Source organism: Hydrogenophaga sp., from assembly GCF_022844385.1.
In the GTDB taxonomy this organism is placed as follows: Bacteria; Pseudomonadota; Gammaproteobacteria; order Burkholderiales; family Burkholderiaceae_C; genus Hydrogenophaga.
In genome coordinates this window covers 1-17057 of the sequence record NZ_JALHLX010000071.1, presented here as the reverse complement: position 1 = coordinate 17057, position 17057 = coordinate 1, and the positions used below count along the sequence as shown (strand labels likewise).

The following is a 17057-nucleotide window of genomic DNA, read 5'->3' as shown; positions in this document are numbered from 1 at the left end:
GGCAGCGCAGTGGCAAGTGATCGGTGGGCATCGGTCTTGTCAGAACCGGCCCCATCGTAGCGGCTTTGCGCGCGCTGGCACATGGGCGGTCAAATGCCCATGGTAGATTCCCCCGATGAACTGGTTGGACGATGTGAAATGGGATGCGCAGGGCCTGGTACCCGTGATCGCGCAAGAGGCGGCCACGGGCGATGTGCTCATGTTTGCGTGGATGAACCGCGAGGCACTGCAGAAGACTGCGGAGCTTGGGCGCGCGGTGTATTTCAGCCGCTCGCGCAACAAGCTGTGGTTCAAGGGCGAGGAGTCGGGCCACGTTCAGACGGTGCACGACATCCGCATGGACTGCGACAACGACGTGGTGCTGCTCAAGGTCACCCAGCTCGGACACGAGCCGGGCATTGCCTGCCACACCGGGCGCCACAGTTGTTTCTTTCAGAGCCTCACCGATGGCCGATGGAATGCCGTCGAGCCCGTGCTGAAAGACCCCGAATCGATCTACAAGTGAACCCAGCATGAACCCTACCGATGACCTGGCCCGCCTGGCCGCCGTGATCGAAAGCCGCAAGCCGGCCAACGGCGGCGATCCCGAGAAGAGCTATGTGGCCCGGCTGCTGCACAAAGGGCCGGACAGCTTTCTCAAAAAGATCGGCGAAGAAGCCACCGAAGCCGTCATGGCGGCCAAGGACCTGGACCACGGGGGCGACCCACAAAAGCTGGTGAACGAAACGGCCGACCTCTGGTTCCACTGCATGATTGCGCTTGCGCACTACAACATGGGCCCGGCCGATGTGGTGGCCGAGCTGGTGCGCCGCGAAGGCCTGAGCGGCCTGGAAGAAAAGGCCATGCGCAAGGTGCTCGCGCGCGAGGCCGGTACCGAGCCCGACGCCCACTGAAAGGACATTGCCATGAGCGACATCATCGACGTTGAACCGGTTGACAATGAACGGGCCCAGTCCCTCAAGACGGTGGGCTGGGTGAGCTACCTGATGCACCTGATCGTAGCGGTGGCCGCTGTGGTGCCTGGAGCGCAGGTCGGCGCGGGGCTGCTGATCGTGGCCCTGATCATCGACCTTGTGAAGAAGGGCGATGCAGAGGGAACTTGGCAAGCGAGCCATTTTTCCTGGCGTATCCGCACAGTCATCTGGGCTGGCGTGCTCTACGTCGTGACTTTCCCGCTGTTCCTGCTGTTGTATTTGCCTGGAGCCATCGCGTGGGCCGTCATTTCCATCTGGTTCCTCTACCGCATCGTCAAGGGCATGGTGCGGATGAACGCCAACCAGGCCATGCCCGATTGAACTTCTTCCTGCTTCCGACATGACCGCACACGACCCCAACTGCATCTTCTGCAAGATCATCTCTGGCCAGATTCCGTCGAAGAAGGTATACGAGGACGACGGCCTCTTCGCCTTTCACGACATCCACCCTTGGGCGCCAGTGCACTTTTTACTGGTGCCCAAGCTGCATATTGCGTCCATGGCGCATCTCGGAACTGAACACGAGCGGCTCATGGGCCGATTGATGGTGCTCGCGCCCAAGCTGGCCGCAGAGCAGGGTTGCAACCCGTATCCCGAGGGTGGTTTTCGCATGGTGTGCAACACCGGCACCGAAGGCGGGCAAGAGGTTCACCACCTGCATGTGCACGTGATGGGCGGCCCCAGGCCCTGGTTGCGCGGCTGATTCGGCCACTGCTGGCTCGACGCGCCACGGCGACCGTGCTGGAATTGCCTGCCCAACGGGCTTGAACTACTGCACGGGCTTAGAATCCCACCCACAGCGCACTGCGCGACACCTCAATATCTGGAGTAAACCATGGGTTCGTTTTCAATCTGGCATTGGCTCATCGTGCTGCTCATCGTGGTGATGGTGTTCGGTACCAAGAAGCTCAAGAACATCGGCTCTGATCTGGGCGGCGCCGTCAAGGGCTTCAAGGACGGCATCAAGGAGGGCGGTCAAAATCCCGCTGACACCGCATCGGCCCCGGCCGGTCAGGTGACCCAGGAAACCCGCGCCGACAAAAACGCCATCGACGTTGAAGCCAAGCAAAAAAACTGATCTCCCCCGAGCGCTGCGGTGACTCCATTCGCTGCCTGAGCGCCCACCCCCAGGCTCTTTCAGAGCCCGAACCGCCCGCAGGATGGCCGACACATGATTGATTTGGGCATTTCCAAACTCGCCCTCATCGGGGCTGTGGCGTTGATCGTCATCGGCCCCGAGAAGCTGCCGCGTGTGGCTCGCACGGTGGGTGCCCTGCTGGGCAAGGCGCAGCGCTATGTGGCTGACGTGAAGTCCGAGGTCAGTCGCTCCATGGAGCTCGAAGAGCTCAAGAAGATGAAGGACTCGGTGACGAGCGCTGCGCGCGACGTGGAGCAATCGGTCCAGAGCGGGGCCAGCGATTTCGAAAAGTCGTGGTCCGACGCCACCGCAGGGCTGGACGGAAGCTCATCCTCGTACAGTTCCAGTGACACACTGGGCTCGTTCGACCCACCTGTTTACAAACACCCCAAAAAGAACTGGCGGCTCAAGCAGAAGGCCATGCCCCAGTGGTACAAGGCCCGCACCGGGGTGCGGACACGCACCCAATCCGGCGCGGCTCGCGTGGCCCGTTTCCGGCCCCGCTCCTCTTCCGCCCCCCGCTGATGTCCGACACCGAAAAATCCACCGACGAACTCGCCGGTTCAGAACAACCGTTCGTGCAGCACCTGATGGAGCTGCGGGATCGGCTGCTCTATGGCGTGATCGGTCTGGCGATCTGCATGGCCCTGCTGGCTTTCTGGCCCGGCCCCAGCGGGTTGATCGACCTGATTGCGGTGCCGATCCGTGCCCACATGCCGCCCGATGCCAAGTTGATCGCTGTCGGTGTTTTCTCGCCTTTCTTTGTGCCCATCAAGGTGCTGGCCATGGCCGCGCTGCTGCTCTCGCTGCCGTGGTGGATGTACCAGGTCTGGGCCTTTGTGGCGCCGGGCTTGTACAGCCATGAAAAGCGCTTTGCCATCCCGTTGATCGTTCTCGGAAGTGCGTTGGCCTACATCGGTATCGCCTTCGTGCAGTTTTTCGTGCTGGACAAGATGTTCGGTTTCATCCAGCAGTTCACACCGGCCAGCGTGGCGGCCACACCCGACATCGCGTCGTACGTGGAGGCCATCCTCTCGCTGTACCTTGCCTTCGGCTTGGCCTTCCAGGTGCCCATTGTGGTGGTGTTGCTTGTCAAGATGAACATGGTGACCGTGGAAAAACTCAAGGAGTTTCGCGGTTACTTCATCGTTGTGGCGTTTGTCATCGCGGCCATCGTCACACCGCCGGACGTCATTTCACAACTGGCGCTCGCTGTGCCCATGTGCATCCTGTACGAAATCGGCATCTGGGGCTCGCAGTGGTTCATCAAGACCTCGGCGCCCAGCGAGGCCGAAGCCGCTGAAAAGGAATCGGCTTCCTGAAACGCCCCGCAAATGCTCAGCGCGCAGCCGCCTGGCGGGTGATGTTGCGCCGGCCCGGCGTGACCTGCAGCTGAATTTTGCCGTCGCGTCGTGCTACGTCCAGCGGCGACGGGACGCCTGGTTGGAGCGCAGCCACAGCAGACAGCAACTGGGGCACCGTGGCCACGGGTTTGCCACCTACGGCGGTGATCACGTCACCCGGACGAATGCCGGCTTGCGCGGCTGGACCGTTTTGCAGCACGCCGGTGATGACCACGCCAGCGCCTGGCGCGAGGCCGAAGCTCTCCGCCAGTTCGGGCGTGAGGTCTTGCGGCTCCACGCCGATCCAGCCGCGTGTGACCTGGCCATCGCGCACGATGGCGTCCAGCACATTGCGTGCGGTGGAGGTGGGAATGGCAAAACCGATGCCCATCGAGCCCCCTGAGCGCGAATAAATGGCGGTGTTGATGCCCATCAAATGTCCATTGACATCGACCAGTGCGCCGCCCGAATTGCCCGGGTTGATGGCCGCATCGGTCTGAATGAAGTTCTCGAAGGTGTTGATGCCCAGCTGCGTGCGGCCCAGCGCGCTGACGATGCCGCTGGTGACGGTCTGTCCGACGCCAAACGGATTGCCGATGGCCAGCACCTGGTCGCCGATCTCCAGGGCATCGGAGTTGCCCAACGTGATCACGGGCAGGTCGGCCAACTCGATTTTCAGGATGGCGAGATCGGTTTCGGGGTCGGTGCCGATCACCTTGGCCACGCTCTTGCGCCCGTCGTTGAGGATGACCTCGATCTCGTCCGCTTCCTCGATCACGTGATTGTTGGTCAACACATATCCCGCCGGGCTCACGATGACACCCGAACCCAGTCCGGTTTGTGGCTGGCTCTGTGCCTGATCGCCAAAAAAGAAGCGAAACCAGGGGTCAGCGCTTTGCGCGCCGCTGACCGCCGCCTTGCTGGTGTTGATGCTCACCACCGCAGGCGAGGCTGCGCGCGCTGCACTTCGAAAGCTCGACGCACCCTCCACCGCGGCAGGGGCAGCACCCATCAAGGGCGCTTCCAGTACCGGCACCACCGAGGCCACGGAGGCGGAGCGCCCCAACCACTGCGGCTGCAGGGTGGCCACCACGAAGAGGGCGGCCACCAGCACGGTGACGGTTTGGGCGAACAGGAGCCAGAGTCGTTTCATGGGGAAGCTGAATAAGGGTTGGGCACGGCGCCCATTGTCCTGCAAATGCGATCGGGCATGCGGCGTTCAAGGCCGCTGCGTGCCCTTGCGATGCTGCGCGAGCCGGGTGTCAGAATGGACGATCACTGCGACTTCCGCGAAATCGACCATTCCATGCCAACCGATCATTCTTCATCTTCTGCGGTGCCCCGCGAGGCTCTCACGCAGGCACTGGACCAGTTGCTGCAACCCTCGCTGTTCAAGGACTACGGTCCCAACGGCTTGCAGGTGGAAGGACGCGCCGAGGTTCGCAAGCTGGTGAGCGGCGTGACGGCCAGCCGCGCGCTGATCGATGCCGCGATCGCCGAAGGCGCCGACGCCATCCTGGTGCACCACGGCTTGTTCTGGCGCGGCCAGGATGGTCGGGTAACAGGTTGGATGAAGCAGCGCCTGTCGCGCCTGCTGGCTCACGACATCAACCTGCTGGCCTTCCACCTGCCGCTGGATGCCCACGCCGAGTTGGGCAACAACGCCCAACTGGCGCAACGGCTGGGGGTGGCGCTCTACTCCGATGCGCGCGGCCGCTTTGGTGAGCAATCGCTGGGCTTCATGGGGCACAGGCTGTCGGCGTCGGCCGCCGAGCTGGCCGCGCACGTGTCGCAACAACTCGGTCGGGCCGTCACGCTGGTGGCAGAGCCCGATCGCCCGGTCCGGCACGTCGCACTGTGCACGGGCGGGGCGCAGGGTTATTTCGAGTCCGCCATCGCCGCAGGGGCCGACGTGTTCATCACCGGTGAAATTTCCGAACCGCAGGCCCACTACGCCCGTGAATGTGGGGTGGCCTACATCGCTTGCGGTCACCATGCTTCCGAGCGCTACGGAGCTCCCGCCGTGGGCGCCCACGTCGCGGCCCTGCTTGGCCTGGAGCACGTGTTCATCGACATCGACAACCCGGCCTGAATCCCGATGAAACAGTCGACCATTCGCCACGCGGCCCGAAGCAGCCCCATCGTTTTGACCATGGGAGATCCGGCCGGGATCGGGCCGGAGATCATCGTGAAAGCCTTGAGCGAGCGTCCAGCGCTTCTGTCGCAGACCGTGGTGGCGGGCGATGTGGAGACCCTGCGCCGGGCGGCGCGGCAGTGGGGCGCCGGATCGAATCGTTTGATGCTGGCCGAGATCGCAGAGCTTGCCGACCTGGCGGCGGTCCCCCCGGGTTGCATGGCGGTGGTGCAGGCATGCAAGTTGGGCGAACCGGTCGCGGTGGGGCGCATCAGCGTGCACGCTGGGCGCGCAGCGGCCGATTGCATCGAGTGGGCGGCCAAGGCTGCGCTGGAAGGGCGCGCACGTGCCGTGGTGACCGCACCGATCCACAAGGAGGCGCTGGCCGCAGCGGGCGTCGAGCATCCCGGGCACACCGAATTGTTGCAGGCGTTGAGCGCGGCGCACCTGGGCGTGGCGGTGGCCCGTCTGCCCGTACGCATGATGTTGAGCTGCCCCGGTCTGAGCACGGTGCTCGTGAGCATCCACGTCTCGCTCCGTCAGGCGCTGGACGCAGTGACCACCGAGCAGGTGTTGCAGACGATCCGCATCACACACGCGCACTTTCTGCGCATTGGTGTGGCGACACCACGGATTGCCGTGGCGGGGCTCAACCCGCATGCGGGGGAGGGTGGTTTGTTCGGGGTGGAAGATCGGGATGTGATCGCCCCGGCCATTGAGCGTGCGCGGCAGGAGGGGGTGGATGCCAGTGGTCCGCACGCTCCGGACACGGTTTTCATGCGGGCGCGGCAGGGCACTTTTGACGTGGTCGTGGCCATGTACCACGACCAGGGGCTCATCCCGGTCAAGCTGCTGGGGCTGGACCACGGCGTGAACACCACGCTGGGTTTGCCTTTTGTGCGAACGAGTCCCGACCACGGAACGGCATTCGACATTGCCGGTGCTGGACGCGCCAGTCCCGGCAGCCTGCTGGCCGCGATAGACGCGGCCCTGGCGGCAAGCCTTACTTCCTGAGGCTGTCGCGGATCTCCCGCAGCAGCACCACATCTTCAGGGGTGGCCACGGGTGCCGGCGGTGCTGTCGGGGTCTCCCGCTTGAGGCGGTTGATCTGCTTGACCATCATGAAGATGATGAACGCCAGGATGGTGAAGTTGATGGCCACGGTGATGAAGTTGCCGTAGGCCAGCGTCGGCACGCCGGCGGCTTTGAGTGCGGCCAGCGTCGGCGCCGTGCCCTCAGGTACCCTGCCGAGGGCGACGTAGAGGTTGGTGAAGTCGAGGTTGCCGAAGATCGAGCCCACCAGGGGCATGATGATGTCGTCCACCATCGAGGAAACGATCTTGCCGAATGCGCCCCCGATGATCACGCCCACGGCCAGGTCGATGACGTTGCCCTTGACGGCAAACTCCTTGAACTCCTGCATCACGCTCATGTTGTTCTCCTCGGCTTGAAGGTATTGTGTCTTGCCCATCACCCTGAGTGCAGAGTGGGCGAAAACGATTCTCACACAAGGATCGGCACCTTTCAGGTGGGGCCGGTTGGGAGCCTCCCTTTTCACTCACGCGCAATGTCCCCAATAGCCCAGTCCGGCGCCCAGACAAGCGGGAGAGGCGACGATGTGCTCCAGTACAATTCCGGGTTGTCCCTGATGCACTGTCCAGAAGTCTCATTGAAAGAGTTCCATGAGTGAAGCTACCGCCCAAGCCCCAGCAAACAACAGCCGCCGCACCTGGCTGATCACCTCCTGCGCCATGGGTGGCGTGGGTGCGGCCGCAGTCGCTGTGCCCTTCGTGAGCACATTTCAGCCTTCCGAGCGGGCCAAGGCCGCTGGTGCCGCCGTCGAGGTGGACATCTCCGGCATTCAGCCGGGTGAGAAGATCGTGGTGGAGTGGCGCGGCAAACCGGTGTGGATCCTGCGCCGCACGCCCGAGCAACTCGCCGCACTCGAAACCTTCGAGGGTGAGCTGGCCGATCCGAACTCGAACCGCACCGCCTACCCGACGCCCGAGTACGCCAAGAACCGCCACCGTTCGATCAAACCCGAGTTTCTCGTGACCGTGGGCATCTGCACCCACCTTGGCTGCTCCCCCGGTGACAGGCTGACACCCGGTCCCCAGCCTTCGTTGCCGGACGATTGGAAAGGCGGCTTCCTGTGCGCCTGCCACGGCTCCACCTTCGACGTGGCGGGCCGCGTATTCAAGAACAAGCCGGCCCCGGACAACCTGGAGGTGCCGCCGCACTATTACTTGTCCGACACCACCTTGCTGGTGGGCGAAGAGAAGCAGGCCTGAGCCTCAGCGGTTTCTAGCGACATCAGACAACGCCACACAGAGGCAACCCATGGCTGAATTCAAAGAAGTTTCCCCCAACGCCCCGATCGCCGAGAAGGCGCTGAACTGGGTTGACAACCGGTTCCCGCTCTCCAAGCTCTACAACGAGCATCTGGCCGAGTATTACGCGCCGAAGAACTTCAACTTCTGGTACTTCTTCGGCTCGCTCGCACTGCTGGTGCTCGTGATCCAGATCGTCACCGGCATCTTCCTCGTGATGCACTACAAGCCCGACGCAGCGCTCGCCTTTGCATCGGTCGAGTACATCATGCGCGACGTGCCCTGGGGCTGGTTGATCCGCTACATGCACTCCACCGGCGCCTCCGCGTTCTTCGTGGTGGTGTACCTGCATATGTTCCGTGGCCTGATCTACGGCAGCTACCGCAAGCCGCGCGAGCTGGTGTGGGTGTTCGGTTGCGCCATCTTCCTGTGCCTGATGGCCGAGGCCTTCATGGGCTACCTGCTGCCTTGGGGCCAGATGTCCTACTGGGGTGCGCAGGTGATCGTGAACCTGTTTGCCGCGATTCCCTTTATCGGCCCTGACCTCGCGCTACTGATCCGCGGCGACTTCGTGGTGGGAGACGCCACGCTGAACCGCTTCTTCAGCTTCCACGTGATTGCTGTGCCGCTGGTGCTGCTGGGTCTGGTCGTGGCGCACATCATCGCGCTGCACGAGGTGGGGTCCAACAACCCTGACGGCGTGGAGATCAAAGCGAAGAAAGACGCCAAGGGCATCCCGCTCGACGGCATTCCGTTCCACCCCTACTACACCGTGCACGACGTGCTGGGTGTGTCGGTGTTCCTCATGCTCTTCTCGGCGATCATCTTCTTTGCGCCCGAGTTCGGTGGCTACTTCCTTGAGTACAACAACTTCATCCCGGCCGATCCGCTGGTGACGCCGCTGCACATCGCGCCGGTCTGGTATTTCACGCCGTTCTATTCGATGCTGCGCGCCATCACCACCGAGATGATGTTCGCACTGGTGGCCATCGTCATCATTGCTGCGGTGCTCGGTGCGCTCAAGGCCAAGGTGTCCAGCGCCATCAAGGGCGCCATTGTGCTCGGCGCCCTGGTGCTGGTGGCCCTGATGCTGGCCATCGACGCCAAGTTCTGGGGTGTGGTCGCCATGGGTGGCGCCGTGATCATCCTGTTCTTCCTCCCCTGGCTTGACTACAGCCCGGTGAAGTCGATCCGCTACCGCCCTACCTGGAACAAGTACCTGTACGGTGTGTTCGTGATCAACTTCCTGATCCTGGGTTACCTGGGGGTGTTGCCACCGTCGCCGATCGGCGAGCGCGTGTCCCAGGTCGGCACCTTGTTCTACTTCGGCTTCTTCCTGCTGATGCCGTGGTGGAGCCGTCTGGGCGAGTTCAAGCCCGTGCCCGATCGCGTCACTTTCCAGCCCCACTGAACCCCGAAGAGCCAATTCAGAGAGTCAAGCAAATGAAAAAAATCCTCTTGGGCTTCGCGCTGGCATTGGGTATGTCGGGCGCTGCCATGGCCGCCGGCGGGAGCATTCCGCTGGACAAAGCTCCGCAGCGCACCAACGACATGGCCGCCCTTCAAAACGGAGCCAAGCTGTTTGTGAATTACTGCCTCAGCTGCCATTCCGCCGCGTTCATGCGTTACAACCGACTTCGTGATATCGGTCTGAACGACAAGCAAATTGCAGAAAACCTCACATTTGCCACCGACAAGATCGGTGACACGATGAAGGCGTCCATCGATCCGAAGCAGGCCAAACAATGGTTCGGTGTGAACCCGCCCGACCTGACCTTGATTGCCCGCTCGCGTTCGAGCAAGGCTGGCACGGGCGCGGACTACGTCTACACCCTGTTGCGCACCTACTACCGTGACGACACCAAGCCCACGGGCTGGAACAACCTGGCGTTCCCCAACATCGGCATGCCCAACCCCCTGTGGGAGTTGCAGGGCGAGCAGCGCCCGGTGATGGAGAAGGTGATGAGTCACGGGCACGAGGTGGAGCGCGTCAAGGGTTGGACCACCGTCAAGCCCGGCACCATGAGTGCTGCCGAGTACGACAACAACGTGGGCGACTTGGTGGCCTATCTGCAATGGATGGCCGAGCCGGCCCAAAACAGCCGCGTGCGCATTGGCGTGTGGGTGATGTTGTTCCTGGCTGCTTTCACTGTGGTGGCCTGGCGCCTGAATGCCGCGTTCTGGAAAGACATCAAATAATCCCATCCGACAGGGTCGGCGGCGTGGTCCGCCGGCATGTCTGTTCCGCAGTGGTTTGCAGTGTCCGTATGACACGAACGCAAACCACTGTTTTTTGCTTTAAGGAGACACCCTCATGATGGTCTTGTACTCGGGCACCACCTGCCCGTATTCCCACCGCTGCCGCTTCGTTCTGTTCGAAAAAGGCATGGATTTCGAGATCCGGGATGTCGACCTTTACAACAAGCCCGAAGACATCAGCGTGATGAACCCCTATGGTCAGGTGCCCATCCTGGTCGAGCGTGATCTCATCCTGTACGAGTCGAACATCATCAATGAGTACATTGACGAGCGCTTCCCCCACCCGCAGCTCATGCCCGGCGACCCGGTTGACCGTGCCCGCGTTCGCCTGTTCCTTCTGAACTTCGAAAAAGAGCTGTTCACGCACGTGTCCATGCTGGAATCGCGCGCGACCAAAGGCAACGAAAAGGCGCTGGAAAAAGCGCGCGCGCACATCCGCGATCGCCTTACCCAGCTGGCCCCGGTGTTCCTGAAGAACAAGTTCATGCTGGGCGACAACTTCTCCATGCTCGACGTGGCGATTGCCCCTTTGCTGTGGCGCCTGGACTTCTACGGCATCGAGCTCAGCAAGAACGCTGCGCCCTTGCTCAAGTACGCCGAGCGCATCTTCTCGCGCCCCGCATACATTGAGGCGCTCACACCTTCCGAGAAGGTGATGCGCAAGTGATGGTGGACCCGGCCCTGGTGGCCTGGTCTTCATTCCCGCAGTGACGTTGCATGAGCCCTGCTGACACGGACATCCCTTCCACCCGTCCTTACCTGATTCGTGCTTTGCACGAATGGTGTTCGGACAACGGTTTCTCCCCCTACATCGCGGTGCAGGTGGACGCTTCTGTCCAAGTGCCGCTGGAGTTCGTGAAGAACGGCGAGATCGTGCTCAACGTCGGCGTGGACGCCACCAGTTCATTGAGGCTGGGCAACGATTTCATCGAGTTCAAGGCGCGTTTCGGCGGCGTGGCGCGCGAAATCGCGGTGCCGATCAGCCATGTGGTGGCCATCTATGCCCGAGAGAACGGGCAAGGCATGGCCTTTCCCGCCCCCGCACCTGCCACATTGACCGCGGTCAAACCTGCGGTTCCTGCAGATGTGCAGGTTCCGGGTGAAGAGGCGGGCGGCATCTCTGACGCCACTTCCCGCAGCCCGTTGCGCTCGGTGAAAAATGACGTCAACAATGAAGCCAAGGACGTTGTCGAAACGGGCCCGACAGACGACTCGCCCGAGCCCCCCACGGATGGTCCTGGGCGCCCGCCGGGTCGGCCGCAGCTCAAGCGGGTCAAGTAAACTCGCATCCTCTTTGCCGCTTTAGCTCAGTTGGTAGAGCAATCGCCTTGTAAGCGATAGGTCATCTGTTCGAGTCAGATAAGCGGCACCAGTACCCCTCCGACTCCGGCCATTGAGCCCCACCTGGGGCGCGCTCATCGCCCGGGGATTTGGACTTTGATGCGGATTGCGTTAACCTGCGCACCGCTTTGGGTCAACGCCCGTTGGAACGCGGGCAGCAATTGCCTCAGCTTGGTGGAGGCGGCAGCGCTGCCCACCAAAAGGCACCACTCCTGCTCGTTCAAGGGCCCCGCCACCACTTGCTGGCGCATGGCTGGCGGTATCAGGTGCTGTATCTGATTCATGCAATGTTGGGATTCGCGGATGCGCTCCCTCAACAAGGCCAACGATGGCGCAGCGCCCACAGCCTGCTCCAGGCTGAAGACGGTTCGTGGTCGTTGATCGGTGGCCATGTGGTTCGACTGGGTGGGCGCTCGCTGTCCACCGCAAGGAAAGGTTTCAGAGTGCACATCATTATCACGGACGCCTGGCTGGCCAAGAGCCGGGCACTGCACCTCAGTGGTCTCAAGCTGGTGGGAGCGGGTGCGTTGGCCGCGGTGACGCTGATGCTGGCCTCCATCGCCTCCTACCACTGGTTCTTTCTGGAAGGCGTTCGCCAGGGTTGGCCTGGCTTTGCTTCTGTCGCCCGGCTGGTTCATCCGAACGACGCAGGCTCCAAGGACGCCTACATGCGCGCCAACCTCGATGCCATGGCGCGCAAGCTGGGTGAGATGCAGGCTCGCATGATGCAGATCGATTCGCTCGGAGAACGTGTGGCAGGTCTGGCGGGCTTGAATCCGGCTGAGTTCAAGAACGCCCCGGGATCGGGGGGCTCGCTGGTGGCCAGCCGTGACATCAGCATGCAGGAATTGATGCAGGCCCTGGACATCGTCGACGTTTCCAGCGGCTCCCGGGTCGACTGGCTCACGGTCGTGGAGTCCCGGCTGTTCGACCAGAAAATCCGCCAGACCCTCATTCCCACCGAAAAACCGGTGGACGGGGTTCGGGTGGGCTCCGCCTTCGGCTTTCGCATCGATCCCATCACCGGGCTTTCAGCCCTGCACACGGGGCTCGATTTTCCCGCCGATGTGGGCACACCCATTCTGGCCGCTGCGGGCGGGGTGGTCGTGGTGCAGGAGTACCACGCGGCCTACGGCAACATGATCGAGATCGACCATGGCAACGACTTGATCACCCGCTACGCCCACGCTTCGCAGACCTTCGTCAAGAAGGGCGACATCGTCAAGCGCGGGCAGAAAATCGCCAGTGTCGGCTCCACGGGCCGCTCCACCGGGCCGCATTTGCACTTTGAGGTGTGGGTGGCGGGCGTGCCGCAGGATCCTCAGCGTTTCCTGGCTGCGGGCGAGAAGATCGCCACCGCCAAGCCCGCGGTGACGGGTCCGCGCAAGCCGTGAACGCAGGCTTGGCCCGGCAGGTAAAATCGCGGCTTTGCTCTTGAAAGCCTCGCGTTCGCCGGCACAACATTGGCGCCGGGCGCATGCCCTCCAGGTTCGCAAGAACCCTCCACTTTCTTTTGCCTGCCCGGCGCCTTCTGGATGTCTGGTGCAGGCCTGCATGTATGGCCACAAACTTCCTCACCAAACTCTTTGGTAGCCGCAACGATCGCTTGCTCAAGACCTACCGCAAAACGGTGGAGCGCATCAACGGACTTGAGGCAGAGTTTGAAAAACTCAGCGATGACGAGATCCGTGGCAAGACCGAGTCTTTCAAGCAGCGCATAGCTCAGGGCGAGAGCCTCGATTCTGTGTTGCCGGAAGCGTTTGCAGTCGTGCGCGAAGGCAGCAAGCGCGCCATGAAGATGCGCCACTTCGACGTGCAGCTGGTGGGTGGCCTTGCGCTGCACCACGGCAAGGTGGCCGAGATGCGCACGGGTGAAGGCAAGACCTTGACGGCCACACTGCCGGTGTATTTGAACGCGCTCACCGGCAAAGGCGTGCACGTGGTCACGGTCAATGATTACCTGGCCAGCCGTGACGCGCAATGGATGGGGCGCCTCTACAACTTCCTCGGACTCTCGGTGGGCATCAACCTGCCCCAGGCGCCGCGCGAAGAGAAGCAGGCGGCCTACCGCTCCGACATCACCTACGGCACCAACAACGAATACGGCTTCGACTATTTGCGCGACAACATGGTCTACGAGGCCGCGGACCGCGTGCAGCGCGGCCTGAACTTCGCCATCGTCGACGAGGTGGATTCGATCCTGATCGACGAAGCCCGTACGCCGCTGATCATCAGCGGCCAGGCCGAAGACCAGACCCAGACCTACATGGCGATCAAGCAACTGGTGCCGCATCTGGTGCGCCAGGAAGGCGAAGCCGATGTGCGCACGGGCGAGGGCGTGATCAAGCCGGGCGACTTCACGGTGGACGAGAAAGCCCACGCCATCCACATGACCGAACAAGGCCATGAGCATGCCGAACAGCTGCTCAGCCAGGCGGGTCTGTTGCCCGAAGGCGCGTCGCTCTACGACCCGGCCAACATTGCGCTGCTGCACAACCTGGTCACCTCGCTCAAGGCGCATCACCTGTACCACCGCGACCAGCACTACGTGAACCAGAACGGCGAAATCGTGATCGTCGACGAGTTCACCGGTCGTTTGATGACGGGCCGGCGCTGGAGCGACGGCCTGCACCAGGCTGTGGAGGCCAAGGAAGGCGTGGCGATCCAGCCCGAGAACCAGACATTGGCGTCCATCACCTTCCAGAACTACTTCCGTCTCTACGGCAAGCTATCGGGCATGACCGGCACGGCCGACACCGAGGCGTATGAATTCCAGGAGATCTACAGCCTGGAAACGGTGGTGATTCCGCCGAACCGCTTGAGCAAGCGAGTTGACCAGCTCGATCGCGTCTACAAGACCACGAAAGAAAAGTACGTCGCGGCCATTCAGGACATCCGCGAATGCCACGAACGTGGCCAGCCGGTGCTGGTGGGCACGTCGTCGATCGAGAACTCGGAAATCATTGCCGAGCTGCTGGTCAAGGAAGGCTTGCCGCACGAAGTGTTGAACGCCAAGCAACACGCGCGCGAGGCCGACATCATCATCCAGGCAGGTCGCCCGGGCGGCATCACCATCGCCACCAACATGGCCGGTCGCGGTACCGACATCGTGCTCGGCGGCAACCTGGAGAAGATGGTTGACGCGGTGCAGAACGATGAATCGCTGGACGAGGCCGCCAAGGCCGCGCGCATCGAGACCTTGCGCCAGAACTGGCAGGCCGACCACGACAAGGTCAAGGCACTGGGTGGCCTGCGCATCATCGCCACTGAGCGCCACGAGTCGCGCCGTATCGACAACCAGCTGCGTGGTCGCTCCGGCCGGCAGGGCGACCCGGGTTCGTCGCGCTTCTACCTGAGCCTGGACGACTCGCTGATGCGTATCTTCGCGGGCGACCGCGTGCGTGCCATCATGGACCGCCTGAAGATGCCCGAGGGCGAAGCCATCGAGGCCGGCATCGTCACCCGCAGCATCGAAAGCGCGCAGCGCAAGGTCGAGGCGCGCAACTTCGATATCCGCAAGCAGCTGCTGGAGTACGACGATGTGTCCAACGACCAGCGCAAGGTGATCTACCAGCAGCGCAACGACATCCTCGACGCTGAATCGCTGCGAGCCCAGATCGATTCGCTGCGAGACGGTTGCTTCGCCGACCTGGTTCACCAGTACGTGCCCGAAGGCAGTGTTGAAGAGCAATGGGACCTGCCCACCCTGGAGCGCGTGCTGCGCGAAGAATGGGCGGTCGATGTGCCGGTGTCGACCTGGGTGTCGGACGCCGAGTCGATCGACGCCGAAGAAGTCGCCGAGCGCGTGGTGGCCGCTGCCAAGGCGGCGTTCGAAGCCAAGGTGCAGATCGTGGGTGAAGAGAACTTCACCCAGTTCGAGCGCGTGGTGCTGCTCCAAACCATCGACGGGCAGTGGCGCGAACACTTGTCCGCGCTGGACTACCTGCGTCAGGGTATCCACCTGCGTGGTTATGCGCAGAAGCAGCCCAAGCAGGAATACAAACGCGAGGCCTTCGTGCTGTTTGGCCAACTGCTTGACACGGTGAAGAACGACGTGACGCGCGTGCTGATGAACGTGCGTGTGCAGTCCGCCGAGCAGATGGCGCAGGCGGCCGAGCAGTTGGAAGAGCGCGCCGAGCAGATTGCCAACGTGACCTACACCGCGCCCACCGAAACCGGTGAAGTGGAGACGGTGGGCGCGTCCAGCGCAGCGCCGCGTTCTGCGGGCGATGTGCCGCGCGTGGGCCGCAACGAGCCCTGCCCCTGCGGCAGCGGTAAAAAATACAAACAGTGCCACGGCAAGCTGGACTGAATTGACCGGGCCCGCAGCCCTTCGTGTCCTCCCGACTGGCTCAACCTTGAATTCACGGAGTCCCCATGCCCGTTCACCTTGACACGCCCTCGGTCGCCGACCTGCTCCCCATCGCGGGTGTGCGCATCGGGGTCGCGGAGGCCGGCATCCGCAAAGCCAACCGCAAGGACCTCACAGTGTTTTTGCTGGACGAGGGTTGCACGGTTGGTGCGGTATTCACCCAGAACCGGTACGCCGCAGCACCGGTGCAGGTGTGCCGCGAACACCTCGCGGCGGGGCAGGGCGTCAGAGCGCTCGTGATCAACACCGGCAACGCCAATGCCGGCACGGGCGAGCCTGGTCTGGCGAACGCGCGCCAGACCTGCACCTCGTTGGCCTTGTCGCTGGGTGTGCGCCATGAGCAGGTGCTGCCGTTCTCCACCGGCGTGATCATGGAGCCGCTGCCGCTGGATCGCCTGCTCGCAGGTCTGCCGACTGCCCTCGCCGACGCGGCACAACCGCAGACCGACAACGGTGCGCAATGGCTTCTGGCGGCCCAAGGCATCATGACCACCGACACCCTGCCCAAGGCTCGCAGCCAGCGCATGGTGATCGATGGACATGCCGTGCATGCCACCGGCATCGCCAAGGGCGCCGGCATGATCCGCCCGAACATGGCGACCATGCTCGGTTTTGTGGCCACCGACGCCGTAGTGGCGCCTGCACTCATGAACGAACTGGCCCGTCGCCTGGCCGACGCATCGTTCAACCGTGTCACGGTGGACGGCGACACCAGCACCAACGATTCGTTTGTGGTGGTCGCCACCGGTCGAGCGGGCCATACCCCCATCACCGATCTGGACAGCCTGGCGGGCCTGGCCCTGGTGAACGGCTTGACGCAAGTGGCGCGTTTTCTGGCGCACGCCATCGTGCGCGACGGCGAGGGCGCCACCAAGTTCATCACCATTCAAGTCGAGGGTGGTCGCACTGCGGCGGAATGCCTTCTGGCGGCCTACGCGGTGGCGCACTCGCCGCTGGTCAAGACTGCCTTTTTCGCCAGTGACCCCAACCTCGGCCGCATCCTCGCCGCCGTGGGCTATGCCGGCATCCACGATCTGGACGTGAGCGGTATCGACCTGCACCTGGGCGATGTGCACGTGGTCACCCAGGGTGGCCGCCATCCCGACTACCGCGAAGAGGACGGTCAGCGGGTGATGAAGCAGGCCGAGATCCTGGTGCGCATCGGC

General features: G+C 62.9%; 20 protein-coding genes and 1 tRNA gene. 18 read left to right on the top strand and 3 right to left on the bottom strand.

What is annotated here, in order from left to right; translation table 11 throughout:
• Nucleotides 1-106 precede the first annotated feature (106 nt).
• From hisI to tatC, 7 genes are all read left to right on the top strand, one after another.
• On the top strand, nt 107-505 hold the full coding sequence (gene hisI, locus Q0C59_RS12565; protein ID WP_291215977.1) for a phosphoribosyl-AMP cyclohydrolase: 399 nt from the start codon (nt 107-109) through the stop codon (nt 503-505).
• A gap of 7 nt (nt 506-512) precedes the next feature.
• On the top strand, nt 513-893 hold the full coding sequence (locus tag Q0C59_RS12560; protein WP_291215974.1) for a phosphoribosyl-ATP diphosphatase: 381 nt from the start codon (nt 513-515) through the stop codon (nt 891-893).
• A 12-nt stretch (nt 894-905) separates the two neighbouring features.
• A complete protein-coding gene (locus Q0C59_RS12555) occupies nt 906-1295 on the top strand; it encodes a hypothetical protein (RefSeq protein ID WP_291215971.1) in 390 nt (129 codons plus the stop codon).
• Nucleotides 1296-1314: 19 nt separating this feature from the next.
• On the top strand, nt 1315-1677 hold the full coding sequence (locus Q0C59_RS12550) for a histidine triad nucleotide-binding protein (protein ID WP_291215968.1): 363 nt from the start codon (nt 1315-1317) through the stop codon (nt 1675-1677).
• Nucleotides 1678-1809: 132 nt separating this feature from the next.
• A complete protein-coding gene (gene tatA, locus Q0C59_RS12545) occupies nt 1810-2052 on the top strand; it encodes a Sec-independent protein translocase subunit TatA (RefSeq protein WP_291215966.1) in 243 nt (80 codons plus the stop codon).
• A 93-nt stretch (nt 2053-2145) separates the two neighbouring features.
• The gene (locus Q0C59_RS12540) at nt 2146-2637 is read left to right on the top strand and encodes a twin-arginine translocase TatA/TatE family subunit (RefSeq protein WP_291215964.1); all 492 of its coding nucleotides are present in this window, start codon (nt 2146-2148) and stop codon (nt 2635-2637) included.
• Nucleotides 2637-3434, top strand: a complete 798-nt coding sequence (tatC, locus tag Q0C59_RS12535; RefSeq protein ID WP_291215962.1) for a twin-arginine translocase subunit TatC — start codon at nt 2637-2639, stop codon at nt 3432-3434. Before Q0C59_RS12540 ends, tatC begins: the two co-directional genes overlap by 1 nt.
• A gap of 16 nt (nt 3435-3450) precedes the next feature.
• Here the strand turns inward: tatC and Q0C59_RS12530 are convergent, their stop codons facing one another.
• Entirely contained in the window at nt 3451-4608 is a 1158-nt protein-coding gene (locus Q0C59_RS12530; RefSeq protein WP_291215960.1) for a S1C family serine protease, read from the bottom strand.
• Between the two features lie 153 nt (nt 4609-4761).
• Here Q0C59_RS12530 and Q0C59_RS12525 point away from each other — a divergent pair, with 153 nt between their 5' ends.
• A complete protein-coding gene (locus Q0C59_RS12525) occupies nt 4762-5547 on the top strand; it encodes a Nif3-like dinuclear metal center hexameric protein (RefSeq protein ID WP_291215958.1) in 786 nt (261 codons plus the stop codon).
• Nucleotides 5548-5553: 6 nt separating this feature from the next.
• Nucleotides 5554-6603, top strand: a complete 1050-nt coding sequence (gene pdxA / locus Q0C59_RS12520) for a 4-hydroxythreonine-4-phosphate dehydrogenase PdxA (RefSeq protein WP_291215955.1) — start codon at nt 5554-5556, stop codon at nt 6601-6603.
• Here the strand turns inward: pdxA and mscL are convergent.
• Nucleotides 6593-7021: a large conductance mechanosensitive channel protein MscL gene (mscL, locus tag Q0C59_RS12515; RefSeq protein ID WP_291215953.1), complete on the bottom strand. Its 429-nt coding sequence runs from the start codon at nt 7019-7021 to the stop codon at nt 6593-6595. The two genes, pdxA and mscL, sit on opposite strands and share 11 nt — an antisense overlap.
• A gap of 250 nt (nt 7022-7271) precedes the next feature.
• Here mscL and petA point away from each other — a divergent pair, with 250 nt between their 5' ends.
• From petA to Q0C59_RS12485, 6 genes are all read left to right on the top strand, one after another.
• Nucleotides 7272-7880, top strand: a complete 609-nt coding sequence (gene petA / locus Q0C59_RS12510; RefSeq protein ID WP_291215951.1) for a ubiquinol-cytochrome c reductase iron-sulfur subunit — start codon at nt 7272-7274, stop codon at nt 7878-7880.
• A 49-nt stretch (nt 7881-7929) separates the two neighbouring features.
• Nucleotides 7930-9330: a cytochrome bc complex cytochrome b subunit gene (locus Q0C59_RS12505; RefSeq protein ID WP_291215948.1), complete on the top strand. Its 1401-nt coding sequence runs from the start codon at nt 7930-7932 to the stop codon at nt 9328-9330.
• Between the two features lie 32 nt (nt 9331-9362).
• The gene (locus tag Q0C59_RS12500; RefSeq protein WP_291215946.1) at nt 9363-10118 is read left to right on the top strand and encodes a cytochrome c1; all 756 of its coding nucleotides are present in this window, start codon (nt 9363-9365) and stop codon (nt 10116-10118) included.
• Nucleotides 10119-10233: 115 nt separating this feature from the next.
• Nucleotides 10234-10845 (top strand): glutathione S-transferase N-terminal domain-containing protein, encoded by a 612-nt coding sequence (locus Q0C59_RS12495; RefSeq protein ID WP_056273171.1) that lies wholly within the window; start codon nt 10234-10236, stop codon nt 10843-10845.
• 50 nt (nt 10846-10895) lie between these two features.
• Nucleotides 10896-11459: a ClpXP protease specificity-enhancing factor gene (locus Q0C59_RS12490; RefSeq protein WP_291215944.1), complete on the top strand. Its 564-nt coding sequence runs from the start codon at nt 10896-10898 to the stop codon at nt 11457-11459.
• A gap of 15 nt (nt 11460-11474) precedes the next feature.
• Nucleotides 11475-11550: transfer RNA gene (locus Q0C59_RS12485), tRNA-Thr, on the top strand.
• 43 nt (nt 11551-11593) lie between these two features.
• On the opposite strand, the gene Q0C59_RS12480 is transcribed toward Q0C59_RS12485, so the two are convergent.
• On the bottom strand, nt 11594-11911 hold the full coding sequence (locus Q0C59_RS12480) for a hypothetical protein (RefSeq protein WP_291215942.1): 318 nt from the start codon (nt 11909-11911) through the stop codon (nt 11594-11596).
• 51 nt (nt 11912-11962) lie between these two features.
• Between Q0C59_RS12480 and Q0C59_RS12475 the strand changes: the two genes are divergently transcribed.
• From Q0C59_RS12475 to argJ, 3 genes are all read left to right on the top strand, one after another.
• Nucleotides 11963-12913, top strand: coding sequence for a M23 family metallopeptidase (locus Q0C59_RS12475; protein ID WP_291215939.1), 951 nt, complete (start codon nt 11963-11965; stop codon nt 12911-12913).
• A 164-nt stretch (nt 12914-13077) separates the two neighbouring features.
• Nucleotides 13078-15831, top strand: a complete 2754-nt coding sequence (secA, locus tag Q0C59_RS12470; RefSeq protein ID WP_291215936.1) for a preprotein translocase subunit SecA — start codon at nt 13078-13080, stop codon at nt 15829-15831.
• A gap of 65 nt (nt 15832-15896) precedes the next feature.
• A partial coding sequence (gene argJ / locus Q0C59_RS12465) for a bifunctional glutamate N-acetyltransferase/amino-acid acetyltransferase ArgJ (protein WP_291215933.1) occupies nt 15897-17057 on the top strand: 1161 nt, incomplete at its 3' end.

Excerpts from the sequence above, each read along its gene's own strand:
- Q0C59_RS12560 (WP_291215974.1), top strand. The coding sequence starts at position 513 with ATGAACCCTACCGATGACCTGGCCCGCCTGGCCGCCGTGATCGAAAGC.
- Q0C59_RS12480 (WP_291215942.1), bottom strand. The coding sequence starts at position 11,911 with ATGGCCACCGATCAACGACCACGAACCGTCTTCAGCCTGGAGCAGGCT.
- Q0C59_RS12490 (WP_291215944.1), top strand. The coding sequence starts at position 10,896 with ATGAGCCCTGCTGACACGGACATCCCTTCCACCCGTCCTTACCTGATT.
- mscL (WP_291215953.1), bottom strand. The coding sequence starts at position 7,021 with ATGAGCGTGATGCAGGAGTTCAAGGAGTTTGCCGTCAAGGGCAACGTC.
- secA (WP_291215936.1), top strand. The coding sequence starts at position 13,078 with ATGGCCACAAACTTCCTCACCAAACTCTTTGGTAGCCGCAACGATCGC.
- Q0C59_RS12555 (WP_291215971.1), top strand. The coding sequence starts at position 906 with ATGAGCGACATCATCGACGTTGAACCGGTTGACAATGAACGGGCCCAG.
- Q0C59_RS12530 (WP_291215960.1), bottom strand. The coding sequence starts at position 4,608 with ATGAAACGACTCTGGCTCCTGTTCGCCCAAACCGTCACCGTGCTGGTG.
- petA (WP_291215951.1), top strand. The coding sequence starts at position 7,272 with ATGAGTGAAGCTACCGCCCAAGCCCCAGCAAACAACAGCCGCCGCACC.
- Q0C59_RS12550 (WP_291215968.1), top strand. The coding sequence starts at position 1,315 with ATGACCGCACACGACCCCAACTGCATCTTCTGCAAGATCATCTCTGGC.
- pdxA (WP_291215955.1), top strand. The coding sequence starts at position 5,554 with ATGAAACAGTCGACCATTCGCCACGCGGCCCGAAGCAGCCCCATCGTT.
- Q0C59_RS12505 (WP_291215948.1), top strand. The coding sequence starts at position 7,930 with ATGGCTGAATTCAAAGAAGTTTCCCCCAACGCCCCGATCGCCGAGAAG.
- tatC (WP_291215962.1), top strand. The coding sequence starts at position 2,637 with ATGTCCGACACCGAAAAATCCACCGACGAACTCGCCGGTTCAGAACAA.
- Q0C59_RS12500 (WP_291215946.1), top strand. The coding sequence starts at position 9,363 with ATGAAAAAAATCCTCTTGGGCTTCGCGCTGGCATTGGGTATGTCGGGC.
- tatA (WP_291215966.1), top strand. The coding sequence starts at position 1,810 with ATGGGTTCGTTTTCAATCTGGCATTGGCTCATCGTGCTGCTCATCGTG.
- Q0C59_RS12540 (WP_291215964.1), top strand. The coding sequence starts at position 2,146 with ATGATTGATTTGGGCATTTCCAAACTCGCCCTCATCGGGGCTGTGGCG.
- Q0C59_RS12525 (WP_291215958.1), top strand. The coding sequence starts at position 4,762 with ATGCCAACCGATCATTCTTCATCTTCTGCGGTGCCCCGCGAGGCTCTC.
- Q0C59_RS12495 (WP_056273171.1), top strand. The coding sequence starts at position 10,234 with ATGATGGTCTTGTACTCGGGCACCACCTGCCCGTATTCCCACCGCTGC.